The sequence below is a fragment of the Acidobacteriota bacterium genome, from assembly GCA_016196065.1.
GTDB lineage: Bacteria > Acidobacteriota > Terriglobia > Terriglobales > Acidobacteriaceae > Acidiflorens.
This window is the reverse complement of record JACPYL010000025.1, coordinates 221,560-238,976: the sequence shown is the minus strand read 5'-3', so window position 1 is coordinate 238,976 and position 17,417 is coordinate 221,560. Positions and strand designations below refer to the sequence as shown.

The following is a 17,417-nucleotide window of genomic DNA, read 5'->3' as shown; positions in this document are numbered from 1 at the left end:
CTTGATCACTCTTCTCCAATCCATGGCCGCGGTCCTCGCGCTTAACTGGCTGACCAGCCCACTCGCGATCGTCGTCGAGTTCTCGATCGTTATCGGATTGGTGATGATCGTGCTGTTCGGCTACACCTCGGATCAAAAAGCGATTGGGATCGCGAAAGACCAGTTGAAGGCGCACCTGCTCGCGGTGCGGCTGTTTCAGGATCAGATCCACGTAGTGATGGGATCCTACGGCCGCATCCTGCGCGGCACGGGGCGCTATCTGAAACTGGCGTTCATGCCGCTGCTCTACGTCATCATCCCAATTACATTTTTGATCGTTCAACTGGACCGCTATCTGGGAACGACCGGCATTCCAGCGAACGCGCCGTTTCTGTTGACTGTCCACGTAAGCAACGCCGACATTCTGAGCGATGTCTCTCTCGAACTGCCGCCGGAAGTTACGATGACCGCGCCCCCCGTCCACGCTTCGGCAGCGAACGAAATCATTTGGCGCCTGGCGGCCAGCAAAGATGGCACCTATGATGTGAAGCTCACAGCCTCCGGTCAGACGGTGAGCAAGTCGCTCCACGTATCGCCGGAGCTGGTGCGTGTGTCGCCCGTGCGTCTTCGCGGACAATTCTGGGAACGAGTTTTCAGTTCGACCGAATCCGCGTTGCCGGACAACAGTCCTGTCGACTCGATCGCCATCGACTATCCCGAGCGCAACATTGACCTCGCGGGATACGAGATCAACTGGATCTGGCTTTTCTTCATCCTTTCGATGATCGCCGGATTCATCTTCAAAGAACTTCTGGGGATCAAAGTATGAGCAGACTGTGTGGCGCGGACGTCCTCGTCCGCGTGCGACGACCTCAAATGCGGCATCGCTTATTTCTGGTTCTGGCCGTGGTGCTCCTCCCGTGCATGGCGAATGCGTACGCCGGTCCGGGCGCGGGTTTTGCCGTGTTGTCGTCGTTCTGGGCGATCTTTGTTGCGTTTCTGTATTCTCTTTACGCCTTGATGACCTGGCCCGTGCGCCAGTTGTTCCGGAAGATTCGCAATCGCAATGCGTTCGGCAAAGCCAAGTTCAAGCGCGCCGTGATCCTGGGATTTGACGGCATGGATCCGGAACTGGCTGATCGCTTCATGAACGAAGGCAAGCTACCCAATCTTGCAAAGTTGAAAGGGAAGGGTACATTCACAAAACTGCGCACCACCTTCCCGGCGATTTCGCCCGTGGCATGGTCAACGTTCATGACGGGAGTGAATCCGGGGAAACACAACATCTACGATTTTCTGGCGCGCGACACCAGTAACTACCTGCCGTTCTTGTCATCGGCTGAAATCAAAGGACCGACGCGTCAAATCAAAATCGGAAAATATTCCATTCCGTTCGGCAAGACCGAGATCAAGAACATGAGGAAGGGAACTCCTTTCTGGCACTGGCTGGGGAAAGCGGGGATATTTAGTTCCGTGATTCGCGTACCGGTGACGTTTCCGCCGGAGAAATTTTCTGGAGTTCTGCTTTCAGGGATGTGCGTTCCGGATCTGAAAGGCAGTCAAGGGACTTTTTGTCTGTGCACGACACGCATGTCTGACGACAAATTTCGCGAAGGCGGCGTGCGCGTGCCGATGGAGCGCCGCAACGGAGTCTGTCATTCCTACGTTCCGGGTCCGGATAATCCGATCGCCGAAACCGCCGGCCATGAAATGCGCTTCAAGTTCGAAGTGCGGCCGGACGCCTCTGCCCAGCAGGCTCGATTTGTGGTCGGCTCAGAAAAATTCACGCTGAAGGTCGGCGAATACTCTGACTGGACGACGGTCGAATTCAAAGCTGGCCTGGGTTTCAACGCACACGGCATCTGCCGCTTCTATCTGAAAGAAGTGTCGCCCGAAGTCGAAGTCTACGTTTCACCGGTGAACATCGATCCCGGACACCCTGACCTTCCCATCTCGCACCCGGTGACGTACTCCATCTATCTCGCGAAACTATTCGGACCGTACGCAACGCTGGGACTTGCGGAAGATACGTGGGCTCTGAACGAACACGTGCTCGACGACGATGCGTTCCTCGCGCAGTGCTATTCCAATCACGAGGACCGCGAGCGCATGTTGTTTGATGCACTCGAAAAGACGCAGCAGGGACTCTGTACATGCGTGTTCGACACCACCGACCGCATTCAGCATATGTTCTGGCGCTATCTTGACCTGGATCATCCGGCGGCACGCGACGTCCCCCAGGGGGATCGTCCACAAGTCATTCCCGAGCTTTACCAGAAGATGGATAAGTTGATTGGCCGCGTGATGGAGAAAATCGATGATGACACGCTGCTACTCGTCATCTCCGATCATGGTTTCAAGTCGTTTGCGCGTTGTATGAACCTGAACGCATGGCTCCATCAGAACGGATACCTTGCCCTCAAGGGTGTGAAGACGGAGAGCGGCGATTGGTTCGAAGACGTCGATTGGTCGAAGACTCGTGCGTACACCATGGGGCTGAACGGCTTGTATCTCAACCTGAAGGGCCGTGAGAAGCAGGGTATCGTCGATCCGGCCGAAGCGGACGCATTGAAGAAAGAACTCCAGCAAAAACTGAACGGATTGAAAGATCCCGACTCGGGCGCTGTTGGAATTACGGGCGTGTTCATTACCGACAACGTGTACACCGGCCCGTACAGCGAGAACGCCCCCGATCTACTGGTCGGTTACGGCGCAGGATATCGTGCGTCATGGGATTCGGTGCTGGGAAAAGTGACGGGTCAGGTTTTTGAAGACAATCTCAAGGCCTGGAGCGGCGATCACTGTATCGATCCGCGGCTCGTGCCCGGTGTTCTATTTTCCAGCCACAAGTTCGTGGAAGACAAGCCGCATATCGCGGACGTGGCTCCCACGATTCTCACGCTGTTTGGATTGCCGCTGCCCTCGCACTTTGACGGCAAAGCCTGGAACCTCGCGGGCTAACGAGAACCCGCCGCAGAGACGCGGCTTGCCGCGTCTCTGATGGCAGCATCCGTGCCGTGGGCGGCCGAGACGGGGCAAGCCCCGTCTCTACAACTACTTTTTTTCCGCTGCGGCTTGTTCTTTCAAATATGCGGCGCTGAACGTCCCCTTCTGCTTCGCGATATCCAGCAACGTTGGATAGAACTGCACGAACGTCGTATCGACCGCCCCGTGATCAGCATGACAGGAGTAGCAGACTGCGGTCTGAGGAATGTGGTCGCCATTCGGGCCATCGCCGAAACCGTAGAATGCCCATCCGCCGCGCGATTCGTCTTTCATGTGGATCGAACGCGACATGATTTCGGTGGTCTGATAGTGACCGCCCTTGTTGATGGAGCCTTTGCTGCCCGCAACTCGACCTTCGAGGACGAAGATCGTCTTGTCCGGCCATTTTCCGGTTGCGACGAACACCTTGTATGCCTCGGGGTTAACGAAGACGTTATCGAACATGGAGTGTTCGGCCAGGTTGACGGTGGGACTGTAGTCCATGTCGAGCCCCGTGGTCAGATAAATCCATTCCCTATAATTCGGAGGGAACACCAGCTTGCCGTCTGCCGTATAGACAGGAGCGGTGGAATTTTTCGGGGACGATTGCGCACTCGCCGGAGCCTTGGATCCGGTCAGAGCGAATAGCAGAGTGGCGACGCCAATCAGCAGCCAGAAACGTAACATTTGAAACTCCTCCAAATAGAGAATCACGAGTGTTGCGTTCCAAGCTAACGAAGTCGGTAGGGCGGCGTCTAGAACAAAGACAACCTTTCAACGTGAGGAGCATGCATGGCACAGGCGGGCGGACAGGCTCTGGGCGCAGGTAACTTCTATGGCGCAGTGCAGAGCCGGCATGAGCAATGCGATGCCATTTTCACAGACCTGCGGCACACCTCGCCCAGAAAATTGCCCTCGCACGCTCATGAGCTTTCTTTTTTCGCCGTGCTGATGGAAGGCTCGTACGGAGAGCGTTACGGTCGGGAAGACCGTCAATTCCGGCCGTTTACAGTACATTTTCGTCCGGGAGGGGTTCCGCACCAGGATGAGGTCGGCCCTTCGGGAGCGCGCTTTTTTGAGATTGAAATCTGGCCCAGCTGGCGAACCCGGCTGGCGGATTGTTCCGCTTCCCTAGATATTGCGCGTGATGATACGAAGGGGGGAGAACTGCTCTGGCTCGGAATGAAGCTCTTCCGGGAAGTGAACGGTAGCAAGAGCCCCGACGAGCTTTCCGTCGAGAGCCTGCTGGCCGAACTCATGGCTGCCACGGCCCGTATTCCGGCCGATGGCAAGTCGCACCGCCCCGCATGGCTCAACCGGATCATCGACAAGCTGGCCGTGCAGTATGCCGAGCGTCTTACGCTGGACGATCTAAGCCGCGAAGCGGGCGTTCATCCTGTACATCTTTCCCGTGTCTTCCGGAAATACGTTGGCGAGGGAATCGGGGAGCACGTGCATCGCTTGCGAGTGCGGGCGGCATGCGAGCGGATGCGAGTGCCTGAAGTCTCGATTGCCGAAATCAGCATGGCACTCGGATTTGCGGATCAAAGCCACTTTACGCGTACGTTCCGTCGAGTGACCGCGGTCAGCCCGGCAAAATTTCGCGAAATGTTTTGGGGCCAGAAGCAGCTCCGCCCGGCCGAACAATCCTCGAGCTATTTCAAGAACATCGGATAGTGACTGGCCGCCCCCATCAGAAAGAGCATCGGGAACGAGAGCACGAAATTCGCGCGTGCCACGAGAAATGCCTGCCTCGAAAGATAGGCAGCTTTGTCCGGCATGGGCGTGCCGTTGCTAGCCTGGTCTTGTGTCCATCGAATGATCTTCTTTTGGACCCGCCAGACGACGCCCCAGACATTGAGCATCATCACCCATCCGATGCCGCCGCCGATTCCGATTGCCAGCAGACGATTGCCTTCCCATCCGTGATTGTTGAAACGGAGGAAGAGCCAGCTCGCGAGCAGCACGATGATCGTGTACACCACCGCCAGCACCGGACCCTTGTTGAGCGGACCCTTGCCTGGAATGACGCAGGCATACATGAGAGCCCACACCGCCGTCCAGATCCCGAAGAAGGTCCTCATGGCGCCTCCCGAGGTCGCACCACCATAGCGGGCGTCGGAAGCGACGATACTGCCCCAAATTGCCAAGCCGGTGAGCACGGTGACGAACGATCCCCAGCGAAACCACCACAAGGTGCGAGTCATGAGGGGAGGGAAGACTTTGCCCTTGGTTGCCGGGTCCAACTCTTTCATGAATGAAACGTTGACCAGGTTGAAGAAATACAGGAATCCGATCCAGGCTATGCCCGCGATGAAATGGAGCCAGCGAAACAGCATCAGGAAGTTAGTCTTGGAATCGGGGGGAAGGGTGACGTCGATCACGCAGGTCTCCTATCTGGAACTGACGATTGTAGACCGCAGCCTGTAAAACGCAAATGGCCGATGAACAGAGGGTTGGGACAGGCGGTTGAAAAGCGGCGTCTCAAGCCGTATTGTAGGACTCAGCACGAAAGAGGCTGCTGCCGATTGCCCTCCCCGAGTAAAAGCGGCGCAGCATCTAACTCGAACGAAGGAGATCGGCAGATGGAAACCAAGCCGGCGCAGCAGAACATTCAGGATTCTTTCCTCAACACCGCCCGCAAGGAGCGGCATAACATCACCATTTATCTAGTCAGTGGAGTCAAGCTGACAGGGCGAATCCGGTCGTTCGATAAATATTCCGTCGTACTGGAAACCGGGAATCAGGAACAGCTGATCTTCAAGCACGCCATCTCCACGGTCGTGATGGCGCGGCCTGTTCATAGTCACGCTGAACCAAAACCGGCCGTCGCGGCGACACCGGACACGTCCGCCTCCAACGCGGCGTCCGGCACTGAAGGATGAAGTGAGTCTGCGACGAGATGAATCCAGGCTGGCTGACCGCCCCACCCGGGGCGCAGCGAAGCCGGTTGTGAACCCTTCCGAGAAGCAGGAGCGCGCCTTCCTGGTGGGGGTTGAATTCCGCACGCGGGGTCGCGGCGCTGGAAAGGTAAGCGCTGCGGCGATCACGCCGGGAGCGCAGGCGGCCCGCGATCAAGCTGCGAACTCAGATCCCTCGAGCTTGCCCGCGGATTCTCCCGAGTTCAATTGGGAAGACTCTCTGGACGAACTCCGCAGCCTGGCGGTCAGCGCGGGCGCGCAAATCACAGGAGAATTCACACAGCATCGCGACCGCCCGGAGCCCGCTACGCTCGTCGGCAAGGGAAAGCTGGAAGAAATTGCGGGAGCGGCTGCGTCGGTTTCTGCCGACGTGATCCTTTTCGATCACGATCTCTCTCCATCGCAGCAACGAAACATCGAACGGATCGTGAACACACGCGTTATCGATCGAACGCAACTGATCCTCGACATTTTTGCGAAGCATGCGCGCACGCGTGAAGGTCAGTTGCAGGTTGAGTTGGCCCAGTTGGAATACATGCTTCCACGACTGGCCGGACGTGGCATCGAAATGTCGCAACTTGGCGGCGGCATCGGTACCCGCGGCCCTGGCGAAACACAACTGGAGACCGATAAGCGGAAGATTTACCGGCGCGTGCGGCACGTCAAGCAACAACTCGAGGACGTGCGCCGCATCCGCGCCCAGCAGCGCCAGCGGCGGGAATCGGTTCCGGTCGCTACCATCGCACTGGTTGGATATACGAATGCCGGTAAGTCCACTTTGTTTAATGTGCTTACTAAGTCGGACGTGGTTGCCTCATCGCGCATGTTTGCTACGCTCGATCCAACGATTCGTGGCGTGACGCTTCCCACGAAGCGCAAAGTACTGTTCTCCGACACCGTAGGCTTCATTCGCCAATTGCCGCACACGCTGGTGTCGGCTTTTCGCGCCACCCTCGAAGAGGTACAGCGCGCTACTCTGATTCTGCATGTGTCGGATGCGAACAGCCCCATCTCTGCCGAACAGGACGCCCAGGTTGAGAGTGTCCTCAAGGAACTCGAAGCCGATAAGAAACCGCGGCTCCACGTGATGAACAAAGTTGACTTACTTCTGCCGAAGCAGCGCGAATCCCTGCGAGATGACGAACACACAGTCCATGTGTCTGCTGTTAAGGGAATCGGATTGGGAACTTTGCTCGATCGTATCGATGACATGCTCGAGGAAGATCGCCCGGCTCGCGTACGTTTGCGGATCCCGCAGGAGGAAGGCAAGGCGTTGTCGCAGCTCGAGGCCCGCGCGCGCATCTATTCGCGAACCTACCATGACGGCCTGGTGGAACTGGACGCGGAAGCCCCTGATTCGCTCCTTCGGGGTATGAAGCAATGGATGGTATAGAAACGACACCTCGAACGGTACGACAGGTAACAGCCACGCGGTTCCAGTTGGTGATCTAAGTCACTTTGGACAGTTATTCCGTCACTGTATCCCCTGATATTTACTAGTAAACTAAGGTGTTGGGAGGATACCGATGTCCACTGCATGGACTTCCCGCTACGCGCAGCGCACCCGCAACATCAAGAGTTCGGCGATCCGTGAGCTTTTGAAAGTCACGCAAAACCCGAAAATCATTTCCTTTGCCGGAGGCCTTCCCGCTCCCGAAGTGTTCCCCACCAAGAGGTTTCAAGAGGCCTGCACCAAGGTGCTCGAGACCCGGGGAAGTGAAGCGCTGCAATATGGTGCGACCGAAGGCTACGAACCGTTGCGCGAAATGATCGCGCGGCATACGACTCGCTATGGGGTCAAAGCCAAACCCGAAAACGTGCTGATCACGTCCGGTTCGCAACAAGCCCTTGATCTGATTGGCAAGCTGCTGATTAACTCCGGCGACCGCGTGCTGGTCGAAGCCCCGACCTATCTGGGCGCGCTCCAGGCCTTCAACGTCTATGGCGCGGAATACATTTCGGTGCCCAGCGATCATGATGGCCTGCGAACGAATCAACTGGAAGCTTCGCTACGTCTCGGCCCAAAATTCATGTACGTGCTGCCCAACTTTCAGAATCCGGGAGGCACCACGCTCGCCGAGGGCCGGCGCCACGAGTTGGTACTGTTGTCGGAACGCTATGGTATCCCGATTGTCGAAGACGATCCTTATGGTCAGCTGCGCTATGAGGGCGAGCATCTGACTCCGCTGATCGTGCTCGATCGACAGAATGTAAGCGGAGACGACGGCTATACCACCGGCAACGTCATCTACTTAAGCACTTTTTCGAAGACGCTCGCGCCTGGACTCCGTCTCGGTTGGATGGTGGCGCCGGCGGATGTGATCGCGAAGCTGGTCCAGATCAAGCAAGGTGCCGACCTGCACACTTCGACGTTCACTCAGATGGTCGCCCATGAAGTGGCGCACGACAATTTCCTCGACGAGCACATCAAGTTGATCCGCAAAGTCTACGGCGAACGCCGTAACGTGATGCTCGAAGCATTACAGGAATACTTCCCTCCTGAGGTGAGCTGGACTCATCCGCAAGGCGGCCTGTTTCTGTGGGTAACCTTGCCGGAAGGCATGGATAGCCATCTGCTATTCGAAGCAGCCCTCAAGGAAAATGTCGCGTTCGTTCCGGGTGATTCTTTCTACAGCGGAAACGGTTTTGCCGCCGAAGGACGCCGCCACTTCCGTCTGAACTTCTCGAATGCGGAACCGGACAAGATTCGCGAGGGTATCCGGCGGCTGTCGGTGGCGATTCGGAGCCAGTTGGCGGGACGACGTCCGGAACCGGTGACGCGGTAGAACGCAGCCGGGGCATCTTGGCGGCGGCTCCAACGTCCACCGAGTTCCAGACAAGGAACTTGTCGAGGCGTTAGGAATTGTGTGACATAGATCCATGCGCATTCGCGTGGGTTGTACCCTGATGCTGTCTCTGTTGGCGTGCTTTCTTACCAGTGTGGCTGCGCAAGAGAAAGCCGACAGCGCTGCCACGATCCGCAAACTCGAAGAAAAGTGGACCGAGTCCTACAAGAACCACCAGATTGACATGCTGTCTTCCATGCTCGCGGACGACTTTGTCATCACGGTGGAAGACGGCAACACCTACAGTAAGTCTGGATACATCAGCCACACCGCGGACGCTTCGGTTCACGTCGATGTGGCCGAAATATCAGACCTGAAAGTTCGAATGCACGGCAACATCGCCGTCGTGACCGGGGCTTACCATGAGCGAGGAAAATCCAACGGCAAGCCCTATGAATACCACGATCGTTTGACCGATGTGTGGATGAAAGTCGGCGGCAATTGGCAGGTCATCGCTTCCCACTACAGCGTGCCGCTCAAGTAGAGAATCCACTCTAAAGAACTGTCATCCCGAGCGAAGCGAGGGATCTGCAGTTCGCCGGGAAGATGCAGATCCCTCGCTTCGCTCGGGATGACAGTTATTTAGAAAGAACTTGAAGTAGCGTGTCTCCTCACGCCCTCTAGCCCTTCCCGAACGGATTCTCCAGCGACAGGCTCTGCGGCGTAAACAGATCGGCTCCATTCTCCGTGATGTACATGTCGTCCTCCAGCCGGACGCCGAATTCTCCACGAATGTAGACTCCGGGTTCGTCGCTGAATGTCATATTGGGTTGGAGTTTGGTGGCATTGCCGCGCACCAGGTAAGGCCATTCGTGGCCGTCCATGCCCATGCCATGGCCGACGCGGTGCTTGAAATATTTGTAATCGGGACCGTAGCCGGCGTCGACAATGACTTTGCGCGCGGCAGCATCCACGGACCCGCATTCCGCTCCTGGCTTGGCGGCCGCGAGAGCGGCACTCTGCGCGCGATGCACGATATCGAACACCTGCTTCATCTTGTCGCTGGCTTTGCCGAGCACAAACGTACGCGTGATGTCCGAAGAGTATCCCTCTACCTTGCAGCCTCCATCCATAAGAACGATTGTCCCTTCGCGGATTACCTGAGGAGTAACGGATCCATGCGGGAATGCGGAGAACTCTCCAACCTGCGCGTCCGCTGAACCCTCAAAGCCTAACTGGCTATGCGCCGCTTCCACCAGGTCCTCGACATCATGCTGCGTCATTCCCGGCTTCATGGACCGGTAGGTAGCCTCGTAGGCCATCAACGTGACCTTCGACGCCAGTCGCATCAACGCCAGTTCATGCGGGCTTTTGACCATCCTGCACCCGGAGGTGACTGGAATTGCACTGGCAAATGAGGCGGCGGACGCTGCTTTTCGAAGGTTATCAGCGAACACGAACTTGACGGTCTCTTCCAGGCCCACGGTGCCGCCGGCGATCCCGCGATCGGCCAAGCCCTGCGCAACCCGTTCGTAGGGACTCTCATCTTCCTGCCAGATGCGGACATCTGCGTTATCGCCATCCGGCGATTTGGAGATCTGTTCGCGTGCTCGGCCTTCCTCGAATGCAGGGCAAACATAAAAGGACTCACCCTTGGCAGGCATGACCATGGCGAACAGGCGCTCGCCCCCCCACCAGCGTATGACCGCAAAATAATTGAGAGACGTACCTTCGGTCAGCAGAATCGCGGAGAGATTATTCTCCTGCATTAAGCGGCGAGCCTTCTCCTGTCGTTCCTGTCGCTCGGCAACGGAGATGGGAGTGGCTTCTCCCCGTAACGACTTGAGTTGACCGATTACAGGAGGAAGAGATTTTTGCGACTCTCCTGCGCGGGCGAGGGTGGGAAGTGCAACAGAGGTAGCGGCCACAGCAGCCACGGAACCGGTTTGCAGGAATCGGCGTCGCGAGAACAATAGAAGCCTCCGGGTAAAGAGCGCACCCATTATAGAGAAGTCCCGTGCGGCAGCGGACCCGGAGAACACTTTAGAATCGGAGCATGTTGTCCGGCTATCAATGCGCGAGCTGTGGCGAGTGGAACGAGACGACAATTGATACTTCTGCCGGTTCCCGCCAGCGCTACGTGGAAGACTGTCAGGTTTGCTGCAAGCCGAACGTGCTCCTGGTTACTTGGAATCGGGAGGACGGCGAGTTTATGATGAGTGCGGAACTGGAATAAAGAGTTTGCCTTAGCAATCCATCTCTATAAATTCCGCAGGAGGCCGAATGGTCGCGCACAACATGGTGACAACGCAGTTCGAACTGGATGGATATCGCGTCACACGCACGCTCGGGGTGGTCCGCGGCATCGTGGTTCGGTCGCGCTCTATTTTCGGTACCATCGGCGCCGGGCTCCAGACCCTGGTCGGCGGAAATATCACTCTTCTGACGAACCTGTGCGAGAAGACGCGCTCGGAAGCCTTCGACCTGATGCTGCAACACGCAGCGGAAATGGGCGGTAACGCCGTGGTAGGCGCGCGCTATGATGCAACCGAAGTGATGCAGGGCGTCACGGAAGTATTGGCATACGGAACGGCTGTATTTGTCGAACCGTCCCGTTAGAAAAATGATTGGCGATGGGCTGGAGATGATTAAGGATTTTGTCTTTGGCAATCAACAGCCCATCGCAGAGATTCCAGCGTTACGCTTTCTCTTTGTAGAGCCAACCTGCGACCAGCGTCGCCAGGATCGCGCCGCCCCATAAATCAAGCATCCATCCCAAGGGAAGGAATCGACTGACCGGGGACCATGCCGCCTGCGCGAAGTTACTCGGCACTCCGGCAAAGAATCCGACGATCATTCCGATCCGGAGCGCGGTTCTCGGTCCGGCGCCCGCACTTGCCCGGCTCCAGGCATACAGATGTGCCGCGAGGATCGATATCACAAGGGTGAGCAACAGCCATTGGGCGATAAACAAAGGATACCGAGGTTGCGGCAGGAGAAAGCCCTTGGCTTGCTCTGCCACATAAAACGGTGCGAGTTTCATCCCGATCAGGTAACTCCAGATCGACCACACGACGCCCCCGGCAATGCCGCCAAGCCATATCCGACTTGTATTCATCTTCATTTGGTGTCCTTTCGTAAACGTGCGTCAAGTCGGCACAAGTGTACTCTGATGCGCGGATTTTGTGACTTACCTTGTACGCACCTGCCTCAGGCGAGAAGGCGCTCGACCGCTTGCTGCCGGTACTCGAACGTGCGTCGCATCTGTGGTGCGACGAAGAGCAGATTCACAACCGGCGAGAGCAGCCCGAATCTGAGTTCGTACGTAATGACATCGCGAGCAATCGTCCCTCCCACATGGTTCCGGTCCTGAGCTACGAACTCGTGGCGATGGTTCCAGCTCTTAAAGAGCGGATCAGAGTGCGCATCCTCAAAAAAATGATTCATCGCAAAACTGACGATCTTTGCTTCCGACCGCACGCGAAACGGGAGAAGTGGAAATGGACGAAAAGATACAGTGACCACTGATCCAGTTCCTGCAAATCTCTTATCCATGGGCGCATCGGGGGGCTGCACCAATACGCTCTGGTCGACTCGCACTTGCATCCACGGTGGCATGATGCGAGGCAGGTTCTCCGGATTGCCAAAGAAATCGAATATGCGTTCCAACGGAAGCGGAATCCATTGCTCGAAAGCTGCGGTGTATGCCATGGTCCTCTCAGGCTCGGAAGCTTGAACACGGATAAAACATTGCTCGAATTCATGCCTGCGTTTACATTCGCAAAATGCTGTTTAGACCCGACCTTCCCACAATACGCCATGCTGCAGAATTGCTCGCGCCATTTCTGCCGGTGACGAGAACCGTCTCTGCACCTTCGCTTGCGCGCGATGGCTCACCGGTTTACCTGAAACTGGAAATCGAACTACCAACGGGATCGTTCAAGCCGCGCGGTGCAATCTATGCGCTGGCGACCAATCTCAAGCGGAGAAAGATCACAGAAGTAACGGCGTCGAGCACCGGAAACCACGGCGCGGCGGTCGCTTATGCTGCCAAGGTCCTGGGCGTGCCGGCAACGATCTTTCTGCCTGCGAATCCGAATCCGGTTAAACGCGGCAAAATCCGTGACATCAGCGCGAAGATTGTCGAAACTGGTGCCGGGGACCTTGCTCAAGCTTTCCAGGACGCCGCCGAATACTCGCGCCGTCCTGGCGTCTATTTCCTGAACGATGCGACCGATCCAGACCTGCCGGCCGGACCTGCGACGATCGGTTTTGAGATCGCGCAACAAGTTCCGCAGGCTGCCACGATTTACGTTCCGATGGGAGACACGGCCTTGATCCGCGGTCTGGCTGCGGCTGCGAAACAACTTATTTCGGAAGTGAGAATCGTGGGCGTGCAGGCCGAGCGTGCGCCTTCCTACTATCTTTCATGGAAGCAGGGAATCGTTGTTCCGACAGATACTTGCGATACGTGCGCTGACGGCCTTGCGACGCGGACTCCGGAGGCGGAAAACGTGGCGATGATCCGCGAACTCGTGGATGACGTCGTACTGGTCAGCGAAGAGCAGATGTTGGGAGCAATCCGCTACTTGTATGAAGAAGAAAAAATCATCGCCGAGCCCGCCGGAGCTGCTGCCACCGCGGCATTCCTCGCCAGCCCTGTGCGCAGCGGGTCTACCGTGCTGCTCGTCAGCGGCGCAAATATTTCGCAGGACGTGCGGCAGCGGGCCGGCATTGCATGAGACTTTGCTACTCCTGAATTACTGGTAGCGCCCCCAGCAGCGGAACACGTTGATGCAATCCGCATTCGGTCTTGGCGAATCCCGCCCAACGGCCGGCGCGCGGGTCTTCCCCGATTGCAACCGGGCGCGTGCAAGGAGCGCAGCCAATGCTCGGATATCCCTCGTCGTGCAGCGGGTTATATGGGATATCGTTATCGCGGATGTAATCCCACACCATATCGTTGGTCCAATCGCAGAGTGGATTGATCTTTACCAGTCCGAACTTGGTGTCCCACTCGATTTTCTGTGCGTGCGCACGGTCGGGCGTCTGGTCGCGACGAATGGCAGCGATCCATGCGCCAAGCGTAGAAAGCTTCGCCCGCAACGGCTCGACCTTGCGCATGTAGCAGCAACGATCGGGTGTGCGGAGCCAGAGTGCCGCGCCGTGCTCGCGTTCCTGCCCTTCGATGCTGAGCTTCGGCTGCACTCGTTCTACTTGAATGCCGTACCGTTGCTCGATCTTTTTCATGAGATCGTAGGTTTCCGGAAACAGTACGCCGGTGTCGATTGTGAAGACACGGATATCCGGACGCAGGCGGGCGGCCATGTCAATGAGGGTGAGTCCTTCCGGGCCAAAGCCGGATGCCATCGCGATCTGGCCGTCGAAGCGATGCAACGCCCAATCGAGGATTTCTTCGGCCCCCCACGATTCGGCAAATGCCTGCGTCACGGTCAACCAGCTCAAATCAGGCACGGTTGGCCTCCGCGCGTTCCGGAGCAGAGAGTGCTGGCATCAATTCCGAGCCAAGAGTCTCGAACACATTCGGCTGACGTTTCGCGAGCCGAACCACGTCACCCAGAATCAGCAGAGCAGGCTTGGCATGCCCGCCGATGGAGGGCAGTTTTTCGAGCGTCGTCACTGTGGTTCGTTGTGCCTTCGTACTGGCTCGTGAAATCAGGGCGCAAGGCGTATGCACCGGAATTCCCGCAGCGCCTAGTTGTTCGACCGTTGCTCGCGGATTCGATCCCGGCATATACAAAGCGATCGTCGTGCCGGACGCGATGAGCGGGCGCAAATCGGGAACGTCGCGGTCGTCGGCGAATTGTCCGGTCATGATCAGCAACGAGGAAGCTGTCTTGCGAAGCGTTAGCGGAATCTCCACCGAAGCCGCGGCTGCCAATGCCGACGTTACGCCGGGCACGACTTCAAATTCGATCCCGGCGCGTCGAAGCGCCTGCATTTCTTCTCCGGCGCGCCCGAACACCAGCGGATCGCCACCCTTCAAGCGCACGACCTGAAGTCCCTGCCGGGCGAGTTCAATCATCAGAAAATGGATTTCTTCCTGATGCGTGCTCTTCCTTCCGGCGCGCTTCCCCACGTCGTGAAGTTGGGCATTTCTGGATACGAGTGTCAGGATCTCAGGCGATACTAGATCGTCGTGCAGGACTGCGTCCGCTTGACGCAGCAACCGCAATGCTTTGAGCGTGAGCAACTCCGGATCGCCGGGGCCCGCTCCAACCAGATAGACTTTTCCCTTCACAAAACTTCCTTTCCTGATTCAGAGATCGATGTAAGTTGACTGCTCTCAAATTCCAAGAACGCTTCGTGCGTTGCCAGCCGGTGTAGGGTTTGCTTCCGCTCCTCCGGATCTCCTCCCGCGCGGAACAACGCTTCCCGCTTGCAGCCCAGTTCTTCCAGCCACTGCCCATAGACCGGTGGAAAGTCTTCCTCGAATTGTTTGCGGATCCGTTGCGCGAGCGCGGGACTCAGGCCATTGGTGGAGATTGAGATCTGCAGGTGTCCGCGACGGACCAGCGCGCCATAGTAGAAGTCGCAATACGGCGGATCGTCGACTACGTTGCACAGGATTCCACGCGCCTGTGCTTCACGGTAGATGGCATGGTTCACGGCAACGTCCGAGGTAGCTGCAATCACCAGGTATGCATCGTCAAGATCGCCAGGTTCGTATTCACGCTCGATCAATGTCAGCTTCTGTTGCTGTGCCCACTGTTTCACCGCGCCTGTGGCCCAGGTTGCGACGACGCAGATATGCGCTCCGCACTCAAACAGGCTGCGAATCTTCTGCTCCCCAACGCTGCCTGCTCCCAGGACCAGGCAGGTGCGTCCCTCAAGCTTGAGGAACATCGGAAATAGAGATGCGTTGCTCATTCCTTAACCTTCCACCGTGTGCGGCGCCGCAGCGGCCGGCAAATCCCGCTCTACGGGGTCGACTTGCTGTCCGGCCAGAAATTGTCGAAGTTCTTCGTTGCTGTGCCGCGCAAAATAGCGGCGCAGATTTTCTCCCGGCTCGCGTGTAACGCGATATTGCCGCAGCAACCGCTCAATAGCCTCCGGAACTTCCTGCGCCGAGCAGCGATATCCAACGGGACGTGCAATGGATTGCAACGCGCCTACCGATCCGCCCAGGCAGAAGTAGTAGGCGTCAACGAGCGCACCGTTTGATTTGATCTTCTTTCCTTCGAGGCCGATGTCGGCAATCCAATGTTGCCCGCAACTGTTGGGGCAGCCGGTGACGTGGAGCTTCAGTTCCTGATCGAATCCCGGCAGTCGGTCGTCGAGTTCTTCGGTCAGCCAGCGTGAGAATCCTTTCGTCTCGGTAATTGCCAGTTTGCAGAATTCGGTTCCACTGCACGCGATCGCTCCCCGGACGAAGGGCGAAGCCTGTACTGGAAATCCGAGATCGGTCAATTCCTTCGCCAGCGATGAAGTATTGTGGTGGGGAACGTTCACGACCAGCAGGTTCTGCATCACGGTGGTGCGCAGGTCGCCTGAGCCAAACCGTTCAGAAAGTTCGGCGACGGCCTGCAACTGATCCGCACTGACCCGTCCGCGGACTACTGCTGCACCCACGAACGACAGGCCTTCCTGTTTCTGCGGATGAATCCCGATGTGGTCGCGATAGATATCGTGCGGCGCAAGTTCCTGCTCCGCAGGATCGAACTTAAAGCCAACGACGCGTTCCAGTTCTGTTTGAAAAGTCTCGGCCGTCCAACCTTCGCGCAGAAATAGGAATTTCAGTCGCGCCCGTTCGCGGTGTTCGCGTAAGCCGTCGGCAGTGCGGAAGAGTTCTGCAACGCCGCGAATCGTATCGATGACCTGGTTCCATCGTACAAACGCATTGAGGCGAACCGCCAGGTGCGGATCGGTAGACAGGCCGCCCGCAACTCGCAAGGAAAAGCCTGTCTCAGTCTGCCCGCGAAACTGCCGCGTGACTGCCGTCAGCCCTACGTCGTTGATTTCGGGATACGAGCACCAGTCGCGGCACCCGGTCAGCGAAACTTTGAATTTGCGCGGAAGGTTGTAGAACTCAGCGTTGCCGGCCAGCAGTCGCGATGCTTCGAGCGCCAATGGCGATGGATCGCAGATTTCATCGGCATCCAGCCCGGCAACTGGGCAGCCGGTAATGTTGCGGATTACGTCACCGCACGCGCCAAGCGTGGTCAGGCCCTGCTGCTGCAGAGTTTCCAGCACTTCTGGCAACGCTTCCGGAGTTACCCAGTGCAACTGGAAATTCTGCCGGACAGTGATGTCGGCAACGCCTCGTCCAAAGCGTCGTGACAGATCGGCGATGGCACGCAACTGGCTCGAACGCAAAATGCCGTTCGGGATGCGAATCCGCACCATGAAGTAGGGAAGCGCCTTGCCCTCGCCATTCGCACCGCCGAGGACGCCGGCCCCATCGCCCTGGGTATAGACGCCCCACCAGCGCATGTAGGTTCCGAGCCATTCGGGTGGAATGGCCGGGAAGCCCACCCGGGCGAATCCGCGAATCTCTTCGAGGGCTTCCCACGGATTCTTTTCCCTCTTCAATCGTTCTACGCGTTGCGCTTTGGTTTCTTTGGTCGCCATGTTCTCCGCCGGATATTTCCGCGATTTCGGCAAAAAGAAAAACCCACCGCCAGCTAAGCCTCGCTGGCGGTGGGTTTATGTATGCCGATTTTGAATCTAGATTAAGTCAGCAATCCCCCTGCGCCAGAAGACACCATGACGCAACAACAACACA

19 protein-coding genes are annotated in these 17,417 nt (G+C 57.4%); 10 read left to right on the top strand and 9 right to left on the bottom strand.

Going from position 1 to position 17,417, the window contains the following annotated elements; all coding sequences use genetic code 11:
- The first annotated feature begins 1 nt into the window (after window position 1).
- Both HY010_18795 and HY010_18790 read left to right on the top strand, forming a co-directional pair.
- A complete protein-coding gene (locus tag HY010_18795; GenBank protein ID MBI3477787.1) occupies window positions 2-808 on the top strand; it encodes a hypothetical protein in 807 nt (268 codons plus the stop codon).
- A gap of 95 nt (window positions 809-903) precedes the next feature.
- On the top strand, window positions 904-2,940 hold the full coding sequence (locus tag HY010_18790; GenBank protein ID MBI3477786.1) for an alkaline phosphatase family protein: 2,037 nt from the start codon (window positions 904-906) through the stop codon (window positions 2,938-2,940).
- Window positions 2,941-3,033: 93 nt separating this feature from the next.
- Here HY010_18790 and HY010_18785 read toward each other — a convergent pair whose 3' ends face one another.
- Window positions 3,034-3,651 carry a cytochrome P460 family protein gene (locus tag HY010_18785; protein ID MBI3477785.1) on the bottom strand — a complete coding sequence of 206 codons (618 nt, stop codon included), beginning with the start codon at window positions 3,649-3,651 and terminating at the stop codon, window positions 3,034-3,036.
- Window positions 3,652-3,756: 105 nt separating this feature from the next.
- Between HY010_18785 and HY010_18780 the strand changes: the two genes are divergently transcribed.
- Window positions 3,757-4,641 carry a helix-turn-helix transcriptional regulator gene (locus HY010_18780; protein ID MBI3477784.1) on the top strand — a complete coding sequence of 295 codons (885 nt, stop codon included), beginning with the start codon at window positions 3,757-3,759 and terminating at the stop codon, window positions 4,639-4,641.
- Here the strand turns inward: HY010_18780 and HY010_18775 are convergent.
- Window positions 4,620-5,348 (bottom strand): urate hydroxylase PuuD, encoded by a 729-nt coding sequence (locus HY010_18775; GenBank protein MBI3477783.1) that lies wholly within the window; start codon window positions 5,346-5,348, stop codon window positions 4,620-4,622. The genes HY010_18780 and HY010_18775 overlap by 22 nt on opposite strands.
- A 201-nt stretch (window positions 5,349-5,549) precedes the next feature.
- On the opposite strand from HY010_18775, the gene hfq reads away from it, so the two are divergent.
- From hfq to HY010_18755, 4 genes are all read left to right on the top strand, one after another.
- A complete protein-coding gene (gene hfq, locus HY010_18770) occupies window positions 5,550-5,849 on the top strand; it encodes an RNA chaperone Hfq (GenBank protein ID MBI3477782.1) in 300 nt (99 codons plus the stop codon).
- 28 nt (window positions 5,850-5,877) lie between these two features.
- Window positions 5,878-7,278, top strand: a complete 1,401-nt coding sequence (gene hflX / locus HY010_18765) for a GTPase HflX (protein ID MBI3477781.1) — start codon at window positions 5,878-5,880, stop codon at window positions 7,276-7,278.
- Window positions 7,279-7,411: 133 nt separating this feature from the next.
- Window positions 7,412-8,671: a PLP-dependent aminotransferase family protein gene (locus HY010_18760; GenBank protein MBI3477780.1), complete on the top strand. Its 1,260-nt coding sequence runs from the start codon at window positions 7,412-7,414 to the stop codon at window positions 8,669-8,671.
- Between the two features lie 94 nt (window positions 8,672-8,765).
- Entirely contained in the window at window positions 8,766-9,215 is a 450-nt protein-coding gene (locus HY010_18755) for a nuclear transport factor 2 family protein (protein MBI3477779.1), read from the top strand.
- 136 nt (window positions 9,216-9,351) lie between these two features.
- On the opposite strand, the gene HY010_18750 is transcribed toward HY010_18755, so the two are convergent.
- Window positions 9,352-10,674 carry an aminopeptidase P family protein gene (locus tag HY010_18750; GenBank protein ID MBI3477778.1) on the bottom strand — a complete coding sequence of 441 codons (1,323 nt, stop codon included), beginning with the start codon at window positions 10,672-10,674 and terminating at the stop codon, window positions 9,352-9,354.
- Window positions 10,675-10,727: 53 nt separating this feature from the next.
- On the opposite strand from HY010_18750, the gene HY010_18745 reads away from it, so the two are divergent.
- Together HY010_18745 and HY010_18740 are read left to right on the top strand one after the other, a co-directional pair.
- The gene (locus HY010_18745) at window positions 10,728-10,907 is read left to right on the top strand and encodes a CPXCG motif-containing cysteine-rich protein (protein ID MBI3477777.1); all 180 of its coding nucleotides are present in this window, start codon (window positions 10,728-10,730) and stop codon (window positions 10,905-10,907) included.
- A gap of 47 nt (window positions 10,908-10,954) precedes the next feature.
- The gene (locus tag HY010_18740; protein ID MBI3477776.1) at window positions 10,955-11,290 is read left to right on the top strand and encodes a YbjQ family protein; all 336 of its coding nucleotides are present in this window, start codon (window positions 10,955-10,957) and stop codon (window positions 11,288-11,290) included.
- A 79-nt stretch (window positions 11,291-11,369) separates the two neighbouring features.
- Here HY010_18740 and HY010_18735 read toward each other — a convergent pair whose 3' ends face one another.
- Window positions 11,370-11,795, bottom strand: a complete 426-nt coding sequence (locus HY010_18735; protein MBI3477775.1) for a hypothetical protein — start codon at window positions 11,793-11,795, stop codon at window positions 11,370-11,372.
- A gap of 86 nt (window positions 11,796-11,881) precedes the next feature.
- On the bottom strand, window positions 11,882-12,382 hold the full coding sequence (locus HY010_18730; protein MBI3477774.1) for an SRPBCC family protein: 501 nt from the start codon (window positions 12,380-12,382) through the stop codon (window positions 11,882-11,884).
- 74 nt (window positions 12,383-12,456) lie between these two features.
- On the opposite strand from HY010_18730, the gene HY010_18725 reads away from it, so the two are divergent.
- Window positions 12,457-13,413, top strand: a complete 957-nt coding sequence (locus HY010_18725; protein MBI3477773.1) for a pyridoxal-phosphate dependent enzyme — start codon at window positions 12,457-12,459, stop codon at window positions 13,411-13,413.
- A gap of 7 nt (window positions 13,414-13,420) precedes the next feature.
- Here the strand turns inward: HY010_18725 and HY010_18720 are convergent, their stop codons facing one another.
- From HY010_18720 to HY010_18705, 4 genes are read right to left on the bottom strand one after another with little or no spacing between them, the layout of a single operon-like run.
- Window positions 13,421-14,146 carry a phosphoadenylyl-sulfate reductase gene (locus HY010_18720; protein MBI3477772.1) on the bottom strand — a complete coding sequence of 242 codons (726 nt, stop codon included), beginning with the start codon at window positions 14,144-14,146 and terminating at the stop codon, window positions 13,421-13,423.
- Window positions 14,139-14,951, bottom strand: coding sequence for a uroporphyrinogen-III C-methyltransferase (gene cobA / locus HY010_18715; protein ID MBI3477771.1), 813 nt, complete (start codon window positions 14,949-14,951; stop codon window positions 14,139-14,141). Before cobA ends, HY010_18720 begins: the two co-directional genes overlap by 8 nt.
- Window positions 14,930-15,562, bottom strand: coding sequence for a bifunctional precorrin-2 dehydrogenase/sirohydrochlorin ferrochelatase (locus tag HY010_18710; protein ID MBI3477770.1), 633 nt, complete (start codon window positions 15,560-15,562; stop codon window positions 14,930-14,932). Before HY010_18710 ends, cobA begins: the two co-directional genes overlap by 22 nt.
- A gap of 3 nt (window positions 15,563-15,565) precedes the next feature.
- Window positions 15,566-17,263 (bottom strand): nitrite/sulfite reductase, encoded by a 1,698-nt coding sequence (locus HY010_18705; GenBank protein MBI3477769.1) that lies wholly within the window; start codon window positions 17,261-17,263, stop codon window positions 15,566-15,568.
- Window positions 17,264-17,417: the final 154 nt, after the last annotated feature.